Consider the following 18,508-nt stretch of genomic DNA (forward strand, 5'->3'; position numbering starts at 1 on the left):
AGATCCGCTCGGCAGTCCAATTACCACCCACAGAAAGGAAACCAAGATGTCCGTTTTTACCCACGTAACCGTCGGCACCAATAACCTGACCAAAGCACGTGCGTTTTATGACGCCACCCTAAAAGAAATCGGCCTGAAGCGCGTGGCCGATCTCGATGAAGCCGGCTCCATTTGGGGCGTCGATAAACCTTCGTTCTTCGTACTCAACCCGGCCAATGGAAATCCGGCTTCTATCGGCAACGGTGTCACCGTCAGTTTCGAAGCACCGAACCGCTCTGCAGTCCATGCCTTCCATACTGCCGCATTGGCGAACGGTGGCGTTTGCGAAGGTCTGCCAGGCTCTCGTGGCTGGGCTGAAAATGCCTATGCCGCTTACGCTCGTGATCTGGATGGGAACAAGCTTGCCGTTTACTGCTTCAAGGCAGAGTAAACGACACTTATCGGAGCCCCTGTAAAGGGGCTTCGGTTTATCAGGCTTTTAGCCCTCTGCGGGCAACGGCAGCGCCGGCTAGCAACGCCCTACCAATTTGTTCTTCGAAATGACCCTGCGTCATCGTTTGCAAAGTGGCAGCCGTCACTCCCCGGTAGGCAACCAAGGCATCGATCATCTGTTGAGCATCGTGGCTGGCCAACAACTGGCTGCTGTTTACAACAACGTTCTTCGCGGCAAGCTGCGCTATTTCAGCCGGTATGCCAGCGACCATCGCCTGATTGGCCAGCGCCGTCATCAGCAAAGCAGGAAAAGCCGGGCCTGTGCCCGAGAGCGCCGAGAGGTAATCAATGAAGTCCTCTTGCTGAACCTCAGCCGCACTGCCGACGCATTCAAACAAGCGTTGCACGAAAATCTTTATCGCTCCCTCGACGTCACCAAAACAATACCAAGGCGTGAAGGACTGCTCGATTTCTACCGCTGCGTTGGGCATCGCCCGCACGACCGCCGAAGCCGAGGTCTGTGCAGCAATCACGTGCGCTGTAATCCCGGCCATCAGAGAGATGACTGTCTTGCCCGTCGCATTGATGTTCAGGCTGGCGAAATGCTCGGGTCGAACCGCGATGATGACCACATCGCTGCAATCCACCAGATCCTGGTTATCAGCGACCAGGCCAACGCCGTGTTGCGCCAATGGGTGGCTGCCCGAACGATTAGAGATGACAAGACTGCCAGCTGGTACCAGCGCTTTCACCAGCACTGCTTTGGCGATCGCCCCGCCCAACCAGCCCGTTCCTCCAATAATGCCCAGCTTCTCATTAAACATCTGCAGGCATCTCCTCGAAGGTGTCTGTCAAGGGCACGAAAACTCCGGGCTCTTTTTCGGCATAACCGAATTTCCCATAGAAACGATCCAGCTCGCGCTGCTTGGGGACTTTGCCAGTAAAAATACTCACGTAATGAGGAATGCGTTGGAAGCGCACGGTGATCAACTCAGTCGTGTTCATAGTGATGTAGCCGATCTGGGTCAGATAGATCGTGCGGGCCCGCGCATCAGCAGCCTGACTGTCATAGCCAAAGCGCTTGAACATGCTTGCCAGAGCGTTCATTCGTTGCTCGTCGACGACAGCGACTTCTTGAGCAACTTCATTTGCCTGAAGCGCCCAGCTGCGCACGGCAAACTCGAATTGCGAGTCGAACAGTTGCGGGTTCAGCCAGCACTCGAAGACATTCAGGATCGCCTCGGAGATGCTTTCAGCATAGCTTTCACTTTGCCGGATCAATCCTCCCGTATTGGTCTCCCGCCAGCGTGTCAACAAAGCGGCCAGCAGCTGTTCACGGTCTTCAAAAAACCAGTAGAAGCTGGTTCGTGACAAGCCAAGGCGCTTGGCCAGCGGCATGACCCGAACGGCATCGATGCCGGACTCCTTCAGGGCATCATAGGCAGCTTCCAGCCAACCCTCCGGCGACCCACGCCAGCCTGCATCCTGCGCCTTACCACGTGCCTTTCCTACCTGAGGCATCTTGCTTACCTTATTCAATAATGCGTACCGTGAATGTACTCGGATGACCGCCCAATGTACACCTTGGTACATTCAATTGACTTTCCAAGATTGCGGAGTCCTAGCGTCCAATTTCATTAATGATAAAAAGTCATGAAACGTTGACATAAAATGGTTTGTCAGCGACACGCAGCTGGATAAATATCTCCTCCAGGCAAGGACTCCAAACCAAAACAACAACGAGCCGCCATATGAATCTTGCAGTGCACGCCCCAGAAAGAAGTTCGACATCTGGCCAAAGAATGCCGGGGCGACCGACTTTGTCTCACCTCACATCTGTTACTCATTCACTGCCCAAACTTTGATAACTGCCAGCGCGAATTTATCGCGCAGTCACTTTGTGCCGCCTGACCTATGGCGCACATATATCAACCGTTTGAAGCGAGGTAATAGGTGCTCCGGCTAGAAAAAAAACCGAAACCCCATTAGATAGTTTGCCTTCACACAGCGACAACAAAGCGTTCAAACACACCGTGCGTTTGGATCAGCTGTGCTGAGCCGTGCCCGAGCGGTTGTGTACGTGAGTAATTTCTTCCATCAGCCGGATGAGTAATATGTGGATTACACAAGAGAAGCTTCCACTGGGTGAACATATCGCCCGGTATGTCGACTGGTTAACTCAGCACGGTGCAAGCGTATTTGATTCCATATCGCTGTCGCTGTCTGGAATCATCACTGTTTTTACCAGCGCTCTCCTTTGGTTCAACCCCTTGGTTTTGATAGCCGTATTCGCCCTTCTCGCTTATTACATCCAGCGCAAGGTGAGCCTGACGCTCTTCGTCGCCTTCTCGTTTCTGCTGATATTCAATCTCGGCTATTGGCAGGAGACCATGGAAACCCTTGCCCAAGTGACATTCGCCACGCTCGTATGCGTGATCGTCGGCGTACCGCTGGGCATCGTCGCCGCGCATCGGCCCTGGTTTTACGCCACCCTACGGCCAGTACTCGATCTGATGCAAACCGTGCCCACCTTCGTTTATCTGATCCCGACCCTGACGCTGTTCGGCCTGGGCGTCGTTCCAGGATTGATATCCACGGTGGTCTTCGCCATTGCCGCACCGATCCGCCTCACCTATCTGGGTATCTGCGATGTTCCGGAGGAGTTAATGGACGCCGGCAAGGCCTTCGGCTGCTCACGCCGCCAGCTGTTGGCGCGCATCGAACTGCCGCATGCGATGCCCAGCATCGCCGCCGGCATCACCCAGTGCATCATGCTGTCGCTGTCAATGGTGGTCATCGCGGCACTGGTGGGCGCCGATGGCCTTGGCAAACCGGTGGTCAACGCACTGAACACGGCTGATATCGCCATGGGCTTTGAAGCGGGCCTGGCAATCGTACTCTTGGCTATCACCCTCGACCGTATCTGCAAGCAACGTGAAACCATGAAGAGAGGTGACGCATGAGCACCATTCGTTTTGAAAACGTCGACGTTATTTTTTCCAACCGCCCAAAGCCCGCGCTGGACCTGCTCGACCAAGGTTTTTCGCGGCCGGACATTCTTCAGAAAACCGGCTTGATCGTCGGCGTGGAGAAGGCAAACCTGGAGATCAACAAAGGGGAGATCTGCGTGCTTATGGGCCTGTCTGGCTCCGGAAAATCAAGCCTGTTGCGATGCATCAACGGCCTGAACACCGTCAGCCGCGGCAAGCTGTTCGTCGAGCACGAAGGCCGGCAGATCGATATTGCCTCCTGCTCCCCCGCAGAACTGAAGATGATGCGCACCGAACGCATTGCCATGGTGTTCCAGAAGTTCGCCCTGATGCCCTGGCTGACGGTTCGCGAAAACATAAGCTTCGGCTTGGAAATGCAGGCCCGGCCGGAGAAGGAACGACGCAAGCTGGTCGATGACAAACTTGAGCTGGTGGGCCTGACCCAATGGCGCAACAAGAAGCCGGACGAGTTGTCAGGAGGTATGCAGCAGCGCGTAGGGCTGGCTCGTGCACTGGCGATGGATGCCGATATTCTGCTGATGGACGAGCCCTTTTCCGCGCTCGATCCGTTAATTCGCCAGGGCCTGCAGGACGAATTACTCGATCTGCAGCGCAAATTGCACAAGACCATTGTGTTCGTCAGCCATGACCTGGACGAAGCGCTGAAGCTGGGCACACGCATTGCCATCATGAAAGACGGGAAGATCATTCAGTACAGCAAGCCCGAAGAAATCGTACTGAACCCGGCTGATGACTACGTTCGTAATTTCGTCGCCCATACGAACCCGTTGAATCTTCTAAGTGCGAAAAGCCTAATGAGCACGCTGGATGAGTGCGTTTTTTTCCGGGAAGAATATTGCCTGGATACGATTCAAAACCTCTGGATGACGGTGAATCGATCCCGTCGTTTAACCAGCATCCGACGCGGAACCTCAGTCGCGGAAGTCCAACGATGGAATCCAGCCAAGGGAGTCGGGCCGCTGCGTCGACAGGTCACTTCGGTGCCGCCGGATACCAGTATGCGCGACGCGCTTAGGATTCGCTATGAAACCGGCCATCCACTGATCGTGCAGGATGAGGCGGATACGGTTCTAGGCGTATTGGGCAATGGCGAACTGTATCGGGCACTCCTTGGGCATGACCTATCGCGTCCTGTTCCATTCGAATCAATAGCGGACTGCTCAGTAGCTTGACTCACCATGCATTAGCTTTGGAATGCACCTATGCAACCCGGAAATATCGATAAAAAAGTCAAAGGCTATCGGCGGCTGATACCGTCCATGACTGCTTTACTGGAATTCGAAGCGGTGGCGCGGCTTGCCAGCTTTACCTTGGCCGCTCAAGAGCTGGGCGTAACGCAGGCAGCCGTCAGCAAACAAATCAAGTTGTTGGAAGACACTTTGGAGACCAGGCTTTTTCATCGACTTCATCGTGCAATTAAATTAACTCAGGAGGGCTATATTCTTCATTCGGTCGTCACGGAATCCATTCATAGAATGGCAAGTGTGTTCGATAAAATTTCCGAGGGAATCGGTGAACGGGAAATAGCTATTGCATGCACGGAGGCGTTTTCTCATCTGAGAGTGCTCCCCAGATTGACCCCACTTCGCACCCTTCAACCCAAGCTTAAGTTGCGATTAGTTACGCAACTGCTGTCCCCGAGTTTGTATCGTGATGACGTCGACCTGGCGATCCGTTTCGGCAATGGGAAATGGGACGACGGAAGTTCTATCTTCTTGTTCGATGAGGAGGTATTCCCAGTGTGTTCACCCTCCTGGCTGGCGGTACACCAGGCACCTACATCGATCGATGATTTTCTGGACGTGGCGCTGATTGACTCAGATTCAACCCTTGAAGGTTGGATGACCTGGAACAGTTGGTGTCGGGAACTCGGAGATACGCGCCCCAAACTTAATTACTCACTTCGTTGCAGCTCTTATAGCGATGCGGTCCAGGCCGCTCGTCAAGGATATGGCATTGCACTCGGATGGGGCCGACTGGTTACGCACTTACTCAACAGCGGTGAATTAGTCAGAATAACGCCGTACACCGTCAAACCAAAAGACGCTTACTACGTAGTCGTTCCAACCGGTCGAGAGCCTGGTTCAATAACGCTAACGCTGGTTGACTGGCTACGCGAAGACCGACACTCAAACTATTGATAATTATCAATTTATAACGCGCAGCTACGCATAACCCAGAGTTATGCGAACGTGAGAATAAAGCGCGTTGACGGAGTAAAACTGTCTTTCGATACTGTATCTGCCGTCACTTACGACAGTACGTTTAAGCGAGATCGATAATGACTCTAAATACCGTGAAAACCCATCGAGAACTGCTAGCCGACCGCACGCTTGGGCATGGTATGCCTGGCGGCTTGTTTGGTCGCCAAGATATTTTTGAAACCGACGTGGATATCTTTTTTAACAAACATTGGATTTTGGTCGGTGTCTCGGGCGACATACCCGAACCAGGGGATGTCTCTACCATCGATATCGGAAAATCGTCCATCATGCTAGTGCGTGATGATGACGAGCAGGTACAGGCTTTTCGAAATGTCTGCCGTCACCGCGGGGCTCGTTTGAGGCAGGCAGGTAAATCGACCGTGGGCATGCTGGTTTGTCCTTACCATCAATGGAGCTACGATCTTGATGGAAGCCTGAAACATGCGGCACACATGGGCCAGAGTTTTGATCATAAATGCAAAAGCCTGATCCCTGTTCATACTCGAGTCATCGGTACCCATGTCTTCGTTTGTCTGGGCGACGAGCCGCCAGAAGACATTTTGTACCTTGATCAGACCATGACGCCGCGCTTCGCTCAATATAACATCACCCATTCGAAGATTGCTTACGAATCGGAGATCATCGAGGACGGAAACTGGAAGTTGGTGATAGAGAATAATCGCGAGTGCTACCACTGCGCCGCTACCCATCCTGAACTGACGGCGTCCTTCTTGCCCGAAGATTTCGGATTTTGCACAGATGGGCTCGGTGAGGATTCACTTCAGGCACTGGAGGAATATCACCAGCGCAATGCAAACACCAAGCAGAACTGGGAGAGCGAAGGCTATATCTGCGACGCCATCGAATACTTGGGCGAAGAAACGGCAACTCAATTCCGCTCCCAGCGATTGGTCATTGCAGGCAACGGCGAATCACAGACTCTCGATACCCGTATCGCATGCACCCGCCTGTTTGGCAACCTTACCCGCCGCGATTTGGGCGACATGCACTTGTGGACACACAACTCGTGGACTCACATCATGAGCGACCACGCCGTCGTTTCCTACATCATCCCGCTGGCTCCAGATAAAACCCTGGTGCGGACCAAGTGGCTGGTACATGCGGAGGCCGTCGAGGGCATCGACTACCAAGTAGATAAGCTGATCGAAGTTTGGGCAGCGACAAACCTACAGGACGCTAGCCTCGTCGGCATTACCCATAGTGGGACCCAGGATCCCGCCTACACGCCTGGGCCGTTCTCTACCTTCACCGAAACCTATGTTGACCAGTTCTCTCGCTGGTACGCCGCGCGTCTTGCCGCCCATGGCGTCTGAGGAATGAACATGACAACTTTCGAAAACTTACCGCTAGCCGAAAACATCGATGCAGTCCAGCGTTTCACCGACCCAATGACTTGGGGTGCGTGCGGCTCGCAATGGAACAGCGGCGAACAGAAGACGCTGCAGTGTTGCGCCGTACGGCAGGAAACCCATGATGTAAGGACCTTTATCTTTCGGTGTGCAGACTTCAGCGCGCTGAGTTTCGAACCGGGTCAATTCATCACCATTTCTCCCATGATCGGGGGGCAAACCATCGCTCGGTGTTACACCCTTTCGTCCTCCCCTACCCGCCCGTTTGCTTTCTCCATAACTGTCAAGCGTGTGCCTGGCGGAGCGGTATCGAACTGGTTGCACGACAATCTCAAGCCGGGCGATAACCTGCGGGCTTCCGGCCCGGCAGGCAGTTTTACACCAGTTGGTCACCCTGCGGCCAAGTTGTTGTACCTGTCGGCGGGCTCCGGCGTGACACCCTTGATGTCGATGACCCGCACCGCCGCTGACATGGCCGGTAACCTCGACATCGTCTTTGTGCACAGCGCCCGCACCCCCGCTGACATCATCTTCCACGAAGAGTTGAAACGTATGCAGGCCGGTATGACAGGGTTGCGGGTCATACATATTTGCGAAGGATTTGGAGAAACCGCCGAATGGCGACAGCCTATAGGTCGACTCGACTTGCCTTTATTAAGCCAGCAAGTGCCGGACTTCCAGGAACGGGAAATCTTTACCTGTGGGCCCCAGGGATACATGGAGGCAGTCAAATCACTGCTCAGGGAAGCGGCGTTCGACTTCGACCACTACCATCAGGAAAGCTTCGACATTGCGGTACTGAATGAAGATCCCTTGATCGAGCAACCCTCTCTGTCCGAGCAGCAACAAGTGTTTACGGTAACCCTGTCACGCTCGGGGAGGACGTTCAGCATGCCGGGCAATCAGACCGTGCTGAGTGCTGCCAAAAAAGCTGGCGCAATCGTGCCGTCCTCCTGCAGCCAGGGTGTTTGCGGCACCTGCAAAACAGCCCTGCTTAAGGGTACGGTGGAAATGAACCACAACGGCGGGATCAGGCAACGTGAGATCGACAAGGGCCTGCGCTTGCTTTGCTGCAGCAAGCCCACTTCTGACTTGGTCATTGATCTCTAGTCTTACATCATTAACAGGTAGTCACTACACCTTGGTTTCTGCACAATATCTGTGCACGGTGCAAAATCATAAATACAGCGACTCTACCTGATGAAACTGCAACCCTTGCCGCCACTCAATAGCCTGGTGGCGTTTGAAGCTGCGGCCCGCCATTTGAGCTTCACCTTGGCAGCCCGCGAACTAAACGTCACTCAAGGCGCGATCAGCCGTCAGATTCGTTTGCTCGAAGACTATTTGAGCACGGCACTTTTCACCCGGACGACCCGTGAAATCAACCTCACCGCCTCGGGCAGCCAGTATTACGAGAGCGTCCGCGATACGCTGCAGCAAATCGCCCATGCCACAGCGGGAATGCTCCATTGGCAAGGCGCCCGGCAGGTAACCGTCGTTACCAGCACGGCGATGGCATCGTTGTGGCTACTGCCGCTCGTCTCGGAGTTCCAACGCCAGAATGAGGAGATAGATCTGCGCATCATCGCGACGGATCAAGTCAGTGATTTTTCCCGGCTGGACTGTGATCTGGCGCTTTACTACTGCAGCACCCCACCAAAAAACATGAAAGTCACTCCGTTGTTCAACGAAGAAATTTTCCCGGTCTGCAGCCCTGCCTTTCTAGCGCAGCATCCAGAGATTCATACGTTGGAACAGCTCGGGGCGTGTACCTGGTTATGGTTTGAAGACCCGCAACGAGACTGGATTGGCTGGAAGGAATGGTTTCAACGTCTTGGCTACCAAGCTCCTGAACCTCGGCGGCGCATCAATATCAACAGCTATTCAATGTTGATTCAGTCGGCGCTGGCTGGCCAGGGTATCGCTTTGGCTTGGTCGGGCCTACTCAGCAACCACTTGCAAACTGGCGACCTCGTTCGACCGACGCAAACCACCCTGTGTACAGACGCTCAGTTCTGCTTGCTGGAACCTCAAGGTCGGCCCCCACATAGACAAAGCGTCGAACGCTTTCGCCAGTGGCTGATGGCGCATTTGGCGGAGACGGTCGACGTTTGAGTGATAGTCATGGGTGCGGCTCACCTCTGCCCCCAAAACGCATGAGCGGCCAACAACAGCGTGAAGAGCTGACTACTGTGATCGATGGCGGCGCGAGCGACAGATTTCCGGCAGGAAAGATCTGCGACCAGATAAATTGGCGTCGCAGGGCATAACCCGGATTAAATTTGACCTGCCGATGGGCGCACATATAGTGGATGGCGGCGCACTCGGCTGCCGCTCTGCGCGCACTATTGATGATCCTGCCAGGGCAGTGTGGTCAATCGCAGCATGAAATTTTTTCATAACGATTTTTACCACGATCCCAATAGTCTTGAGCAGGATAGTTCACTGGGGAAACTAACATTTCGATGTCCCCTTTTCCCAGAGCCGCGAATTAATGGCAGTGCCGTTAGCTCACCCAACGTTCAAGGGATTCATTCTCGCCCTGCACGCCATTCACGGAGCCTTAAGTCAGCCTTCGCACCAATGCTAAGAAACGGTTGAGGTGGCAGCTTTTTGGGTGAGTCATAGCTTGAGAAAATCTCAACCAACTCAGATTTCATCCCCAAGGCCGCTTCTGCGGCAGCGATACCGGCAGCTGTCGACTTCGAAGCACCTAAGCCGTTGCAAGCGCAAGCCGCAAACAGACCTTGTTCAATTTCCCCGAATATCGGCACGCTGTTCCAGGTCAACGCCATAGGACCACCCCATCGATACTGCATTTTCAGTCCAACAAGTTCAGGAAAACGATCTGCGAACTTACGGTCATGAACGCGACCGGCGCTTTGTACATGACCATCGTTGATCTCCAATCCCGCGTGATATGAATAACGTGAGCGAATCAAAATCCGGTCACCCTCAGCGCCACTTACACGACGGACTGTAGTTCCCATAGGTAAGGCCGGTGTCGCTGCCCAGTCGCGTTTTCCTCCTAGGCGATTCGAATCGAAAGGTTCAGTCATCGATGCATAGGTGAAAACATGCAGCATCTGTCCGCGAAACAAGCCAAAGCTCTGGGCATGGCCATTGTTAGCAAGGATGACGCGGTTGGCCGTGACCGAGCCTTTATCAGTCTTCAGCAACCAATTACCCGACTGCTTTTCGAAAGACTGAACTGGGGAGTTCTCGTACAACGTCACTGGGCTTTTCAGGCTATCTGCAACAGCACGAATATAGGCTGCAGGTTGCACCATCACCGTCCCGGGCATGTAAAGCCCGGAGGTGTAGATACGGCTGCCGGTCACGTCATAGATGCCCTTGGCATCAAGGATTTGGTGGGCCTCACCTAAACCCTGAAGCTGGCGTGCATAAGTAACGATGTGAGCGTCACCCTTCTGGCTAATCGCTACGCTATAGCGGCCACAAGGATCGATGATTTCACGTCCCCAGCCGTGTTCTTCAGCCATATCCGTAGCCAAGCTGATCGCAGTGCGATAGAGCTTAATATCCCGTCGAGCACGTTCTGTTGATGTCCCACCGAAATCTTCCGAGCTGACTTCATGAGGCAAATCAATAATGAATCCTGAGTTACGACCCGTGGCACCCTCTCCGACAACACCGGCCTCCAAGACGGCAACTCGCAATGTCGGATCGAGCTGAGATAGCCGTCGCGCTGCAGACAGGCCAGCGAAGCCAGCGCCAATGATTGCAATATCAGCAGTCACGGCGCCATAAAGCGATGTGATCGGTGCCCGTGGAGGAAGCATCTCAACCCAAGCTGAACGGCTGCTGTTTTTAGGGAGCTTAGTGGCTACGTACATGACTGCTACTCCACGTCGTCAGGCGAGTTGGGACTCGAGAGAGATCAGTGGTTCGAGGGCAGCTTTAAGCGCGCCAATTTTATCTGCGGACAATCGCGCCAATGGTCGACGAGGATTTCCAGCGCCGTACCCAGTGATTTCGGCACCGGCATAAACGGACTGAACATAGTCGCCCTGCCAGATCAACGACATGACCGGCTCAATCGAACGCCAAATCTCCCGAGCACCAACCCAATCCTGTTTCAGAGCGGCATTCACCATTGCGACGCAAGAGCGAGGAGCCATGTTCGCCCCACCCCAAATCAGGCCAGCAGCGCCAGCAAAGAGAGCGTATGGCACCAGCGGATCGGCGCCATTCATCGTCGGCAACCCCGTACGGATCAGCGATGCCTGCGCCGCAAGATCACCACTGCTGTCTTTGACCGATATAAAGTTTGGAATTTCGCTCAATTGGCGGAACAGAGAAGGCGTGACCTCTACGCCGACAGCCTGAGGTACGTTGTAGCCGATGATTGGCAGCCCGGCTTCAGACACAGTGGAATAGAAGTCGATGATCCCTTGGTCATCAGTTGGACCTTCGAAAAACGGAGGCAGCACCATGACGCCATTTGCCCCGCATTCGGCTGCATGACGGGTACGCTCCACTACTTCATCTGCAAGCAAGGCAGAAGTTTGCACAATTACTCGAGCGCGGCCACTGATAACTTTTGAGCCAAAGGCCACGAGTTGCTTGGACTCCTCTTTGCTCAAGTAAACATGCATGCCCGTGCCGGAGCTCAGGACAAACCCATGTACACCAGCGGAAATGTAACGCTCAATCAAACTCTCAAAACGCAGGTAATCAATTTCCCCCTGCGCATCAAATGGAGTCGTGATTGCCAGATTAACACCGGAAAAAGCGAATGCGGACATTGATTCAAACCTCACTTGTTCTTTTCTGGAAAGTCCAGCCAGATCACTCTCAGCTGGAACTAATGATTCGCATACCCAAGCAAATTATCGCCGCACCTGCAACCAAATAGCTGGGTATAAACTTATTCGGATACTTTTTCACACAGCCGAGTTGTCGGCGACATTTTCCAAATCAAATGCGAGCGTCTACCTTCCGCTAGTTAAGCGCTCAACAAATGGCAGATTTATCGTTTCTATTCCACGAGAGTTCACGACAACAATAGGTACGAGAACCCGCCTCTGAAATAACAACTGAACAATCAGAAAATAAACTTCATGCAATCACCTTGAAACATTCATTTCGTATTCACTTTTCATGGTGAAAGAATAATGACAAGCGAGATTGGGACATAGCGACTTATACGCCGGTCAATTGATGAGCTGACCTCATGCATTTGAGTCGTCGGGATCCTGCCGCAGTCCGCTTCCGAACTGTTCTTCAAGCCAGTCGCGCAGCTTGCAGCAGCTGGGATCACGGGCTTTGTCCTCATTGAAATTCAAATAATGAAGGGTTTCTCTATGCACCAGCTTTTCTCTGACTGGTCGGATCAGGAGTCCTTTTTCGATCAGGGGAGCGACAAGGTAATGCCACCCTAAAGCAACACCTTGGTGGGCCAATGCGAGCTGAATGAGAACGTTGTAGTCATTAGCATTAAAGAAATGCGGAGCATGACTGGGTCGAGCTTTGAGATCGATATCGTGATGAGCAAACCAAACGCTCCAATCCACATGTTCAGCTACCTGCGAACGGCCAAAGGGACTGAGGTTCAGCAATGCTCCATCTCGAAGATCTTGAATGGATTGCAGCTCTGGATGCTGCTCCAGATACTGAGGCGTGCAGACAGGATAAATGACGTCGCATACCAGTGGCTGACTGTGATAACCGTCGTGGCTTTTCATCATTTTGCAAATGATGAAATCTGGATGAACACCGCTCTCCATGGATAGAAAATTTTGGGTAACGACTAGGTTTAGATCGATCTCTGGGTAGGATTCGAAGAAAGAAGGTAATCGGGGACCAAGCCAAAAATTGGTGAACGCAGGCGAGCAGCACAGGGTTACCACATGCTTAGAAGTGGTATTACTGCGCATTCGCTCAGCAGCTTGAGCGATGCTGGTAAATGAAAGCTGAACCACGTCATAGAAATTAGAACCCGCATCCGTGAGCTTTACCGCCCGGCCTGCCCGGTCGAAAAGCTCCGTTCCGAGATGATCCTCTAGCTCACGTATTTGGCGGCTGATAGCACCTTGGGTAACGCAAAGAGCCTCAGCAGCGCGCGTAAAGTTTTGATACCTGGCCGCCGCCACGAAGGCTTTGACGGCACGGAGGGATGGCATCTTGATCAGCGTTTGATCAGGTTCATTCTGCTTAATCATTACTGTAGATCATCAATAGCCCCTTTAAAAAATCGATTCTTCCCGCTACGGGCCTCGCTCTAGACTGATTACAAGCCCCAGCGATCTGTAGTGGGAGGCTCTCCAGCAAAAGATTATCTGAATTGGCTGGAGCGTAATAGCCCTTGCGAGCCAATGGAACATCTGTAATCAGTTCTCTCCGAACGGCTACGGTCGATGCAAAAAAAGCCCGATTTTAGATTTGAGAGTGCACATAAAAATGCAGAAATACACTGCCCTATTAGACCTTATCAAACAACGTAAACCCCAGCATGGGTTACCGGGCGCTATCTATGCCGACCCGGAAGTTTATCGCCAAGATTTAGAACAGATTTGGCATAAGGAGTGGATCTTCGCGGGTCACACCTTCGAACTAGAAAAGCCGGGGCAGTATTTGACACTGCAAATCGGCGATTTCCCGGTCGTCGTGGTGCGAGGCAAAGACGGCAACATTCGTGCGTTCCATAACGCGTGCCGCCATCGTGGATCAAAGGTCTGTACCGAGGATAAGGGAAAGGTGGCAAAGCTTGTGTGCCCATACCATAAATGGACATTCGAGTTAGACGGAAAGCTACTGTACGCTGGCAACATGGGCCCCGCCTTCAATACAGCGGACCACGACCTGTTGCCCGCTCATTGCGAGGTAGTGCATAGCTACATTTACGTCTGTGTGGCAAAGCTTGCACCTGATTTCGAAAAATTCCGAAGCGCGGTATCTCCGTTTATTGGCCCTCACTACCTGGAGGATTGCAAAGTTGCGTTCGAAGCCAACCTGGTGGAGAAAGGCAATTGGAAGCTGGTGTTTGAGAATAACCGAGAGTGTTACCACTGCGACGGTACGCACCCGGAACTACTCCAGTCTTATACCGAGCTTGCATCGGTACAAGGGATCGGCGGCGAGGAACCCCCTGAGCTGACGGCCTATTGGAACACTTGCGAAGCGGGCGGCTTGGCTAGTCGGCTCGCTATGGATCCGGCGGGACAGTTTCGTATGACGCGTATTCCGCTCGACCATGGCGCCAGTAGTTACACCATGGACGGTAAACCTGCCGTCAATCGACGTTTGGATCGCAGCGGAGTAGAGAATATCGGCGCGCTGCTGTACTTCAACTATCCATCGACTTGGAACCACTTTCTTGGCGATCACGCTCTGAGCTTCCGGGTTTTGCCATGTGGCCCTGGAGAAACGGTAGTAACTACCAAGTGGTTGGTGCCCAAGGACGCTCAAGAGGGGGTCGATTACGATGTCGAACGCCTCACGAAAGTGTGGATGGCGACCAACGATCAGGATCGACGTCTGGTAGAAGGCGCCCAAGTTGGCGTGACCTCACCAGCCTATCAACCCGGTCCCTACTCACCGTTGGTAGAGAATGGCGTTTGTCAATTCATAGACTGGTACTGCGAGCTAATGGACAAGCGTTTGACTGAAACAGTTTACCCTTCAGAGGCGTTTTGATAACTAACAACCACCGCTTTTCGCCGTGTAAAGGAACATCCTGACAACTGTAATGCAAGTCCAATCCGCATTAGTCAGCAGAAGTGCCGCTCGACAAAAAACAAGAGGAATTTAAGTGTGCATTCCCAGAACGTCGGCTCCCAGCTCATAGATTCCCGCTTGAATACTCAAAAAGTGTCAAGCATAGGGTTTTTATTACTGGAAAACTTTTCGGAAGTCATTAGCGACTTGGGAATACCCATCCGACCGGACACTCCATTGACGGAGATTCGAATCTCAGACTTGGATTTAATGGTGGTATGCCGTGGCTTACGAACACCGAGAACGGTTCAACATTGGCTAATCAGTCTGTTGCACACGCTTGCCAGTTTACCTATCGCACTGGGCGGTCTCTGGACTGGCGCCAGGCATTTTGTAAAGGTAGGTCTTTTAGAGACACTGGACACCATAGTAGTCGATCGAGACGGACTCACAGCTCCTACCCCCGCAGGCGTATTCCAAGTCATGATCCAGTGGCTCCATAAAGCGGCTAATCAATAGAAAACGCGAAGGAGGCCGTTCCAGATAGTAAAGGTGTTTTCAAATAACTCTAATTCAACCACCACATCAGGGGGAAATATGTCATATCCATTACCCACAAAGATGCATGCAGTATTACTTAACGGACTCGGCGGGTTGGAGCAACTGGAATACCGGACGGATGTATCCGTCCCACAACCCAGTGCCGGAGAAGTATTGATTCAGGTACGCGCCTCCGCTGTTAACAATACGGATATCAACACCAGGATTGGTTGGTACTCTAAATCGATCAGCAGCGATACAGCGTCCGGTGGCGCAACAGGGTTCGACAGTGTAAACGGCGATGATTCTTCCTGGTCGGGTACAGCGCTGAAATTCCCACGAATTCAAGGTGCCGACTGCTGTGGGTACATTGTTGCAGTTGGGCAAGGCGTTTCAGCTTTACGCATTGGCGAGCGCGTGATCGTCAGCAATCTCCTGCGTACCTATGTCGACTATAGGCCATATGAGTGTTGGACATTTGGCAGCGAATGTGACGGCGGGTTTGCTCAGTTTGCCGTTGCCCCCTCTAAAGAGACGCTCAAGGTGGAGTGCGACTGGACTGATGCGGAACTCGCATCGATACCTTGCGCATATTCAACTGCAGAAAATATGTTGCACCGACTGAAGCTGGGTAAAGAAGTAGTCTTGATAACGGGCGCTTCGGGAGGCGTAGGATCTGCCGCCGTTCAGCTCGCCAAGCGGCGTGGCGCCGTGGTTATCGCGCAATGCTCTGCCGCCAAAGCATCAGAGGTAAAGGCTTTAGGCGCCGACCGTATTATTGATCGCAATGCCGATCTGCTCTCGGTGCTGGGCGAAAATTCTGTGGATGCTGTTGTAGACGTGGTCGGGGGTGAGGACTGGCCGGATCTCTTACGCGTTCTGCGCCTAGGAGGGCGATATGCCATTGCCGGCGCAATTGCCGGCCCAATGGCAGAGATTGATCTTCGAACCCTTTACCTAAAAGATCTCACTCTTTATGGCTGCACTTTTCAAGACGACGAGGTTTTTACCAATATCATTGCCTATATCGAGTCGGGAGAAATACGTCCTGTTGTAGCTAAAACGTATCCGCTAAATGAAATTCATCAGGCACAGGAAGATTTCTTGAGCAAGGCACACATGGGCAAGTTGGTCTTAATCATTCCGGAGGTAAATCAATGAAAATTGCCAGTGTTCATATTTATACCCATGAGTTACCTGTCCTTGATGGGCCGTATACCATGGCCAACCAGGTCGTCTATTCATTGACGACCACGTTGGTCAAACTCGTAGGGGATAATGGACTGTTTGGGTGGGGAGAGACATGCCCCGTTGGTCCGACCTTCTCCGAGTCACATTCGAGAGGTGCTGTGGCGGCCCTGATTGAAATGGCCAAGGGACTCGTCGGCACTGAAGTGCTACCTGTCCCTCTGCACCGGCGCATGGATGGATTACTCAAAGGTCATAATTACGCCAAAGCAGCGATCGATATCGCCATGCATGACCTCCTGGGGAAGCATCTGGGACTTAGCGTTTCGGATCTTCTGGGCGGTGCCCTGGCAGATCGTCTCCCCTCCTATTCTGTTGTTGGGATCAGCGATCCCGACGAGTCAGCCCGCCTTGCAGTCGATAAGCGCGACCAAGGTTATCCCCGCCTGCAGATAAAGGTAGGTGGCAGGCCAATCGAGGAAGATATCGCGGCCGTTCAAAAGGTGTGGGAAGCAGTAGGCAGTTCGCGTATCAAGCTTGCCGTAGATGCCAATCGCGGCCTGAATACACGCGACACCTTAAGACTCTGCCGCGAATGCGCAAACATCCCTTTCATCCTTGAGCAACCTTGTAACACCGTCGAAGACTTCCAGAAAATTCGTTCGCAGATTAGCCATGCGATGTACATGGACGAGAGCTGCACCAGCATCAATACTGCAATCACTGTGGCGGGAACCGGTCTAGTCGATGGTTTCGGAATGAAGGTCACCGCGCTGGGTGGCTTGCATCCGATGCGCGCGTTCCGTGACATCTGTGCAGCACGGAATTTACCCCATACCTGTGATGACGCATGGGGTGGAGATCTCATTGCGGCCGCCTGCACCCACATCGGCGCAACCGTCGCGCCTGAACTGCTGGAGGGCGTCTGGATCGCAGCCCCGATGATCGGCGGTCACTACGACCAGAAAAATGGAATACGCGTAGAAGGTGGTCACATCAATCGCCCACAAGGAGTTGGCCTGGGTGTCGTACCTGAAGAGGGCATCTTTGGCGAACCACTGGCGTCCTTCTAAATCATCAGCCTGGCGGCGCTTTATGGCGCGTCCAGGCGTTTGGTCCATCGGCGACATCTGGGCATGACACCTGGACTCAAGGCCGGCGTGAAAACACGTCGGCCTCGGCTGATTTAGCGTCTCAACGAATACAGCCCCCCCAACACCACCAGCAGCGCACCCACCACCAGGGTGGTCTCCAGCGCCTCGCCGAACCACACCACGCCCAGCACCGAAGCGAACACCAACAGGGAATAGTTGAACGGCTGCAGGGTTACCGCCGCCGTGTATTTCAAGGCCTGCAGCAACAACAACTGCGCCATTACGCCGGTCAATGACAACACCAGCATCAACACCAGCTCAAGCGGCGTGGGCGTCACCCATTGCGGCAGGCCGATCGCAGTCGCAGCGACCGCACCCCAAAAACCCATGTACAACATATTGGTGCCGAAGCTGTCGGTGCTACTGATCTTGCGCGTGAGTACGTTGAAGCAGGCGAACATCAGGGCTGCCACTAGGGGAATCAACGACGCGGGGCTGAACACGCCCATGCCGGGTTTGATAATGATTAGTGTGCCGACAAAACCAATCACCGCCGCCATGCACTTGCGTAGGCTGAGCTGCTCACGCAGCGCCAGGGCAGCCATGGCCATGGTCAGCAGAGGAAAGATGGCGTAGATCGCATGGGTTTCGGCCAACCCCAAATAGCGCAGCGCCATGCCGAACACGAAAATTTCGAACACCCCCAACAGCGAGCGAGCCATCTGCATCCAGGGATGGGCGGTTTTCCGAGCATTGGCCATCCCACCCTTCATCCTCACAAAACACACCGCGAACACGAGAAACACCCAATAGCGCACCATCACCAGTTGCGCCACCGGCAAGTCCTTGACCAGAATCTTGGTGATCCCGTCCTGGGCCGCGAAGATGAACATCGACAGCAGGCAAAGCATGATGCCGATACGCGTTCCCCTCGCCCGTCCTGCTTCGCTTGTTGACTCGACCACTGTGAATGGCACTCCCCGGCCGGA

General features: G+C 53.4%; 16 protein-coding genes. 10 read left to right on the forward strand and 6 right to left on the reverse strand.

What is annotated here, in order from left to right; genetic code table 11:
* The first annotated feature begins 46 nt into the window (after window positions 1-46).
* Window positions 47-430: a VOC family protein gene (locus tag F475_RS27435; protein ID WP_090404415.1), complete on the forward strand. Its 384-nt coding sequence runs from the start codon at window positions 47-49 to the stop codon at window positions 428-430.
* 40 nt (window positions 431-470) lie between these two features.
* Here F475_RS27435 and F475_RS27440 read toward each other — a convergent pair whose 3' ends face one another.
* Entirely contained in the window at window positions 471-1,256 is a 786-nt protein-coding gene (locus F475_RS27440) for a pyrroline-5-carboxylate reductase (protein ID WP_111455210.1), read from the reverse strand.
* Complete coding sequence (locus tag F475_RS27445) at window positions 1,249-1,953, reverse strand: TetR/AcrR family transcriptional regulator (protein ID WP_111455211.1); 705 nt, start codon at window positions 1,951-1,953, stop codon at window positions 1,249-1,251. Before F475_RS27445 ends, F475_RS27440 begins: the two co-directional genes overlap by 8 nt.
* Before the next feature lie 593 nt (window positions 1,954-2,546).
* Here F475_RS27445 and choW point away from each other — a divergent pair.
* The 6 genes from choW (at window position 2,547) to F475_RS27475 (ending at window position 9,132) form a co-directional block, all read left to right on the forward strand.
* On the forward strand, window positions 2,547-3,395 hold the full coding sequence (choW, locus tag F475_RS27450; RefSeq protein ID WP_111455212.1) for a choline ABC transporter permease subunit: 849 nt from the start codon (window positions 2,547-2,549) through the stop codon (window positions 3,393-3,395).
* On the forward strand, window positions 3,392-4,615 hold the full coding sequence (gene choV / locus F475_RS27455) for a choline ABC transporter ATP-binding protein (protein ID WP_111455213.1): 1,224 nt from the start codon (window positions 3,392-3,394) through the stop codon (window positions 4,613-4,615). Before choW ends, choV begins: the two co-directional genes overlap by 4 nt.
* Window positions 4,616-4,645: 30 nt before the next feature.
* Entirely contained in the window at window positions 4,646-5,584 is a 939-nt protein-coding gene (locus tag F475_RS27460) for a LysR substrate-binding domain-containing protein (RefSeq protein ID WP_111455214.1), read from the forward strand.
* Between the two features lie 140 nt (window positions 5,585-5,724).
* A complete protein-coding gene (locus F475_RS27465; protein ID WP_111455215.1) occupies window positions 5,725-6,981 on the forward strand; it encodes an SRPBCC family protein in 1,257 nt (418 codons plus the stop codon).
* Window positions 6,982-6,990: 9 nt separating this feature from the next.
* Window positions 6,991-8,127: a hybrid-cluster NAD(P)-dependent oxidoreductase gene (locus F475_RS27470; RefSeq protein WP_111455254.1), complete on the forward strand. Its 1,137-nt coding sequence runs from the start codon at window positions 6,991-6,993 to the stop codon at window positions 8,125-8,127.
* 90 nt (window positions 8,128-8,217) lie between these two features.
* Window positions 8,218-9,132 carry a LysR substrate-binding domain-containing protein gene (locus tag F475_RS27475; RefSeq protein WP_111455216.1) on the forward strand — a complete coding sequence of 305 codons (915 nt, stop codon included), beginning with the start codon at window positions 8,218-8,220 and terminating at the stop codon, window positions 9,130-9,132.
* A gap of 416 nt (window positions 9,133-9,548) precedes the next feature.
* Here the strand turns inward: F475_RS27475 and F475_RS27480 are convergent, their stop codons facing one another.
* The 3 genes from F475_RS27480 to F475_RS27490 all read right to left on the reverse strand — a co-directional run bounded on the left by F475_RS27480 (window position 9,549) and on the right by F475_RS27490 (window position 13,202).
* A complete protein-coding gene (locus F475_RS27480; RefSeq protein ID WP_111455217.1) occupies window positions 9,549-10,874 on the reverse strand; it encodes an FAD-binding oxidoreductase in 1,326 nt (441 codons plus the stop codon).
* Between the two features lie 18 nt (window positions 10,875-10,892).
* Window positions 10,893-11,786, reverse strand: coding sequence for a dihydrodipicolinate synthase family protein (locus tag F475_RS27485; RefSeq protein ID WP_111455218.1), 894 nt, complete (start codon window positions 11,784-11,786; stop codon window positions 10,893-10,895).
* A 426-nt stretch (window positions 11,787-12,212) separates the two neighbouring features.
* Window positions 12,213-13,202: a LysR family transcriptional regulator gene (locus tag F475_RS27490; protein WP_111455219.1), complete on the reverse strand. Its 990-nt coding sequence runs from the start codon at window positions 13,200-13,202 to the stop codon at window positions 12,213-12,215.
* 238 nt (window positions 13,203-13,440) lie between these two features.
* Between F475_RS27490 and F475_RS27495 the strand changes: the two genes are divergently transcribed.
* The 3 genes from F475_RS27495 (at window position 13,441) to F475_RS27505 (ending at window position 17,498) form a co-directional block, all read left to right on the forward strand.
* Window positions 13,441-14,676 carry an aromatic ring-hydroxylating dioxygenase subunit alpha gene (locus F475_RS27495; RefSeq protein ID WP_111455220.1) on the forward strand — a complete coding sequence of 412 codons (1,236 nt, stop codon included), beginning with the start codon at window positions 13,441-13,443 and terminating at the stop codon, window positions 14,674-14,676.
* 618 nt (window positions 14,677-15,294) lie between these two features.
* Entirely contained in the window at window positions 15,295-16,398 is a 1,104-nt protein-coding gene (locus tag F475_RS27500; protein ID WP_256597254.1) for an alcohol dehydrogenase family protein, read from the forward strand.
* A complete protein-coding gene (locus F475_RS27505; protein WP_111455221.1) occupies window positions 16,395-17,498 on the forward strand; it encodes a mandelate racemase/muconate lactonizing enzyme family protein in 1,104 nt (367 codons plus the stop codon). The genes F475_RS27500 and F475_RS27505 overlap by 4 nt, the downstream gene beginning before the upstream one ends.
* Before the next feature lie 113 nt (window positions 17,499-17,611).
* Here F475_RS27505 and F475_RS27510 read toward each other — a convergent pair whose 3' ends face one another.
* Window positions 17,612-18,484 carry a DMT family transporter gene (locus F475_RS27510; RefSeq protein ID WP_256597255.1) on the reverse strand — a complete coding sequence of 291 codons (873 nt, stop codon included), beginning with the start codon at window positions 18,482-18,484 and terminating at the stop codon, window positions 17,612-17,614.
* Between the last annotated feature and the right edge of the window lie 24 nt (window positions 18,485-18,508).

The sequence above is a fragment of the Pseudomonas sp. URMO17WK12:I6 genome (assembly GCF_003253625.1).
Lineage (GTDB): Bacteria > Pseudomonadota > Gammaproteobacteria > Pseudomonadales > Pseudomonadaceae > Aquipseudomonas.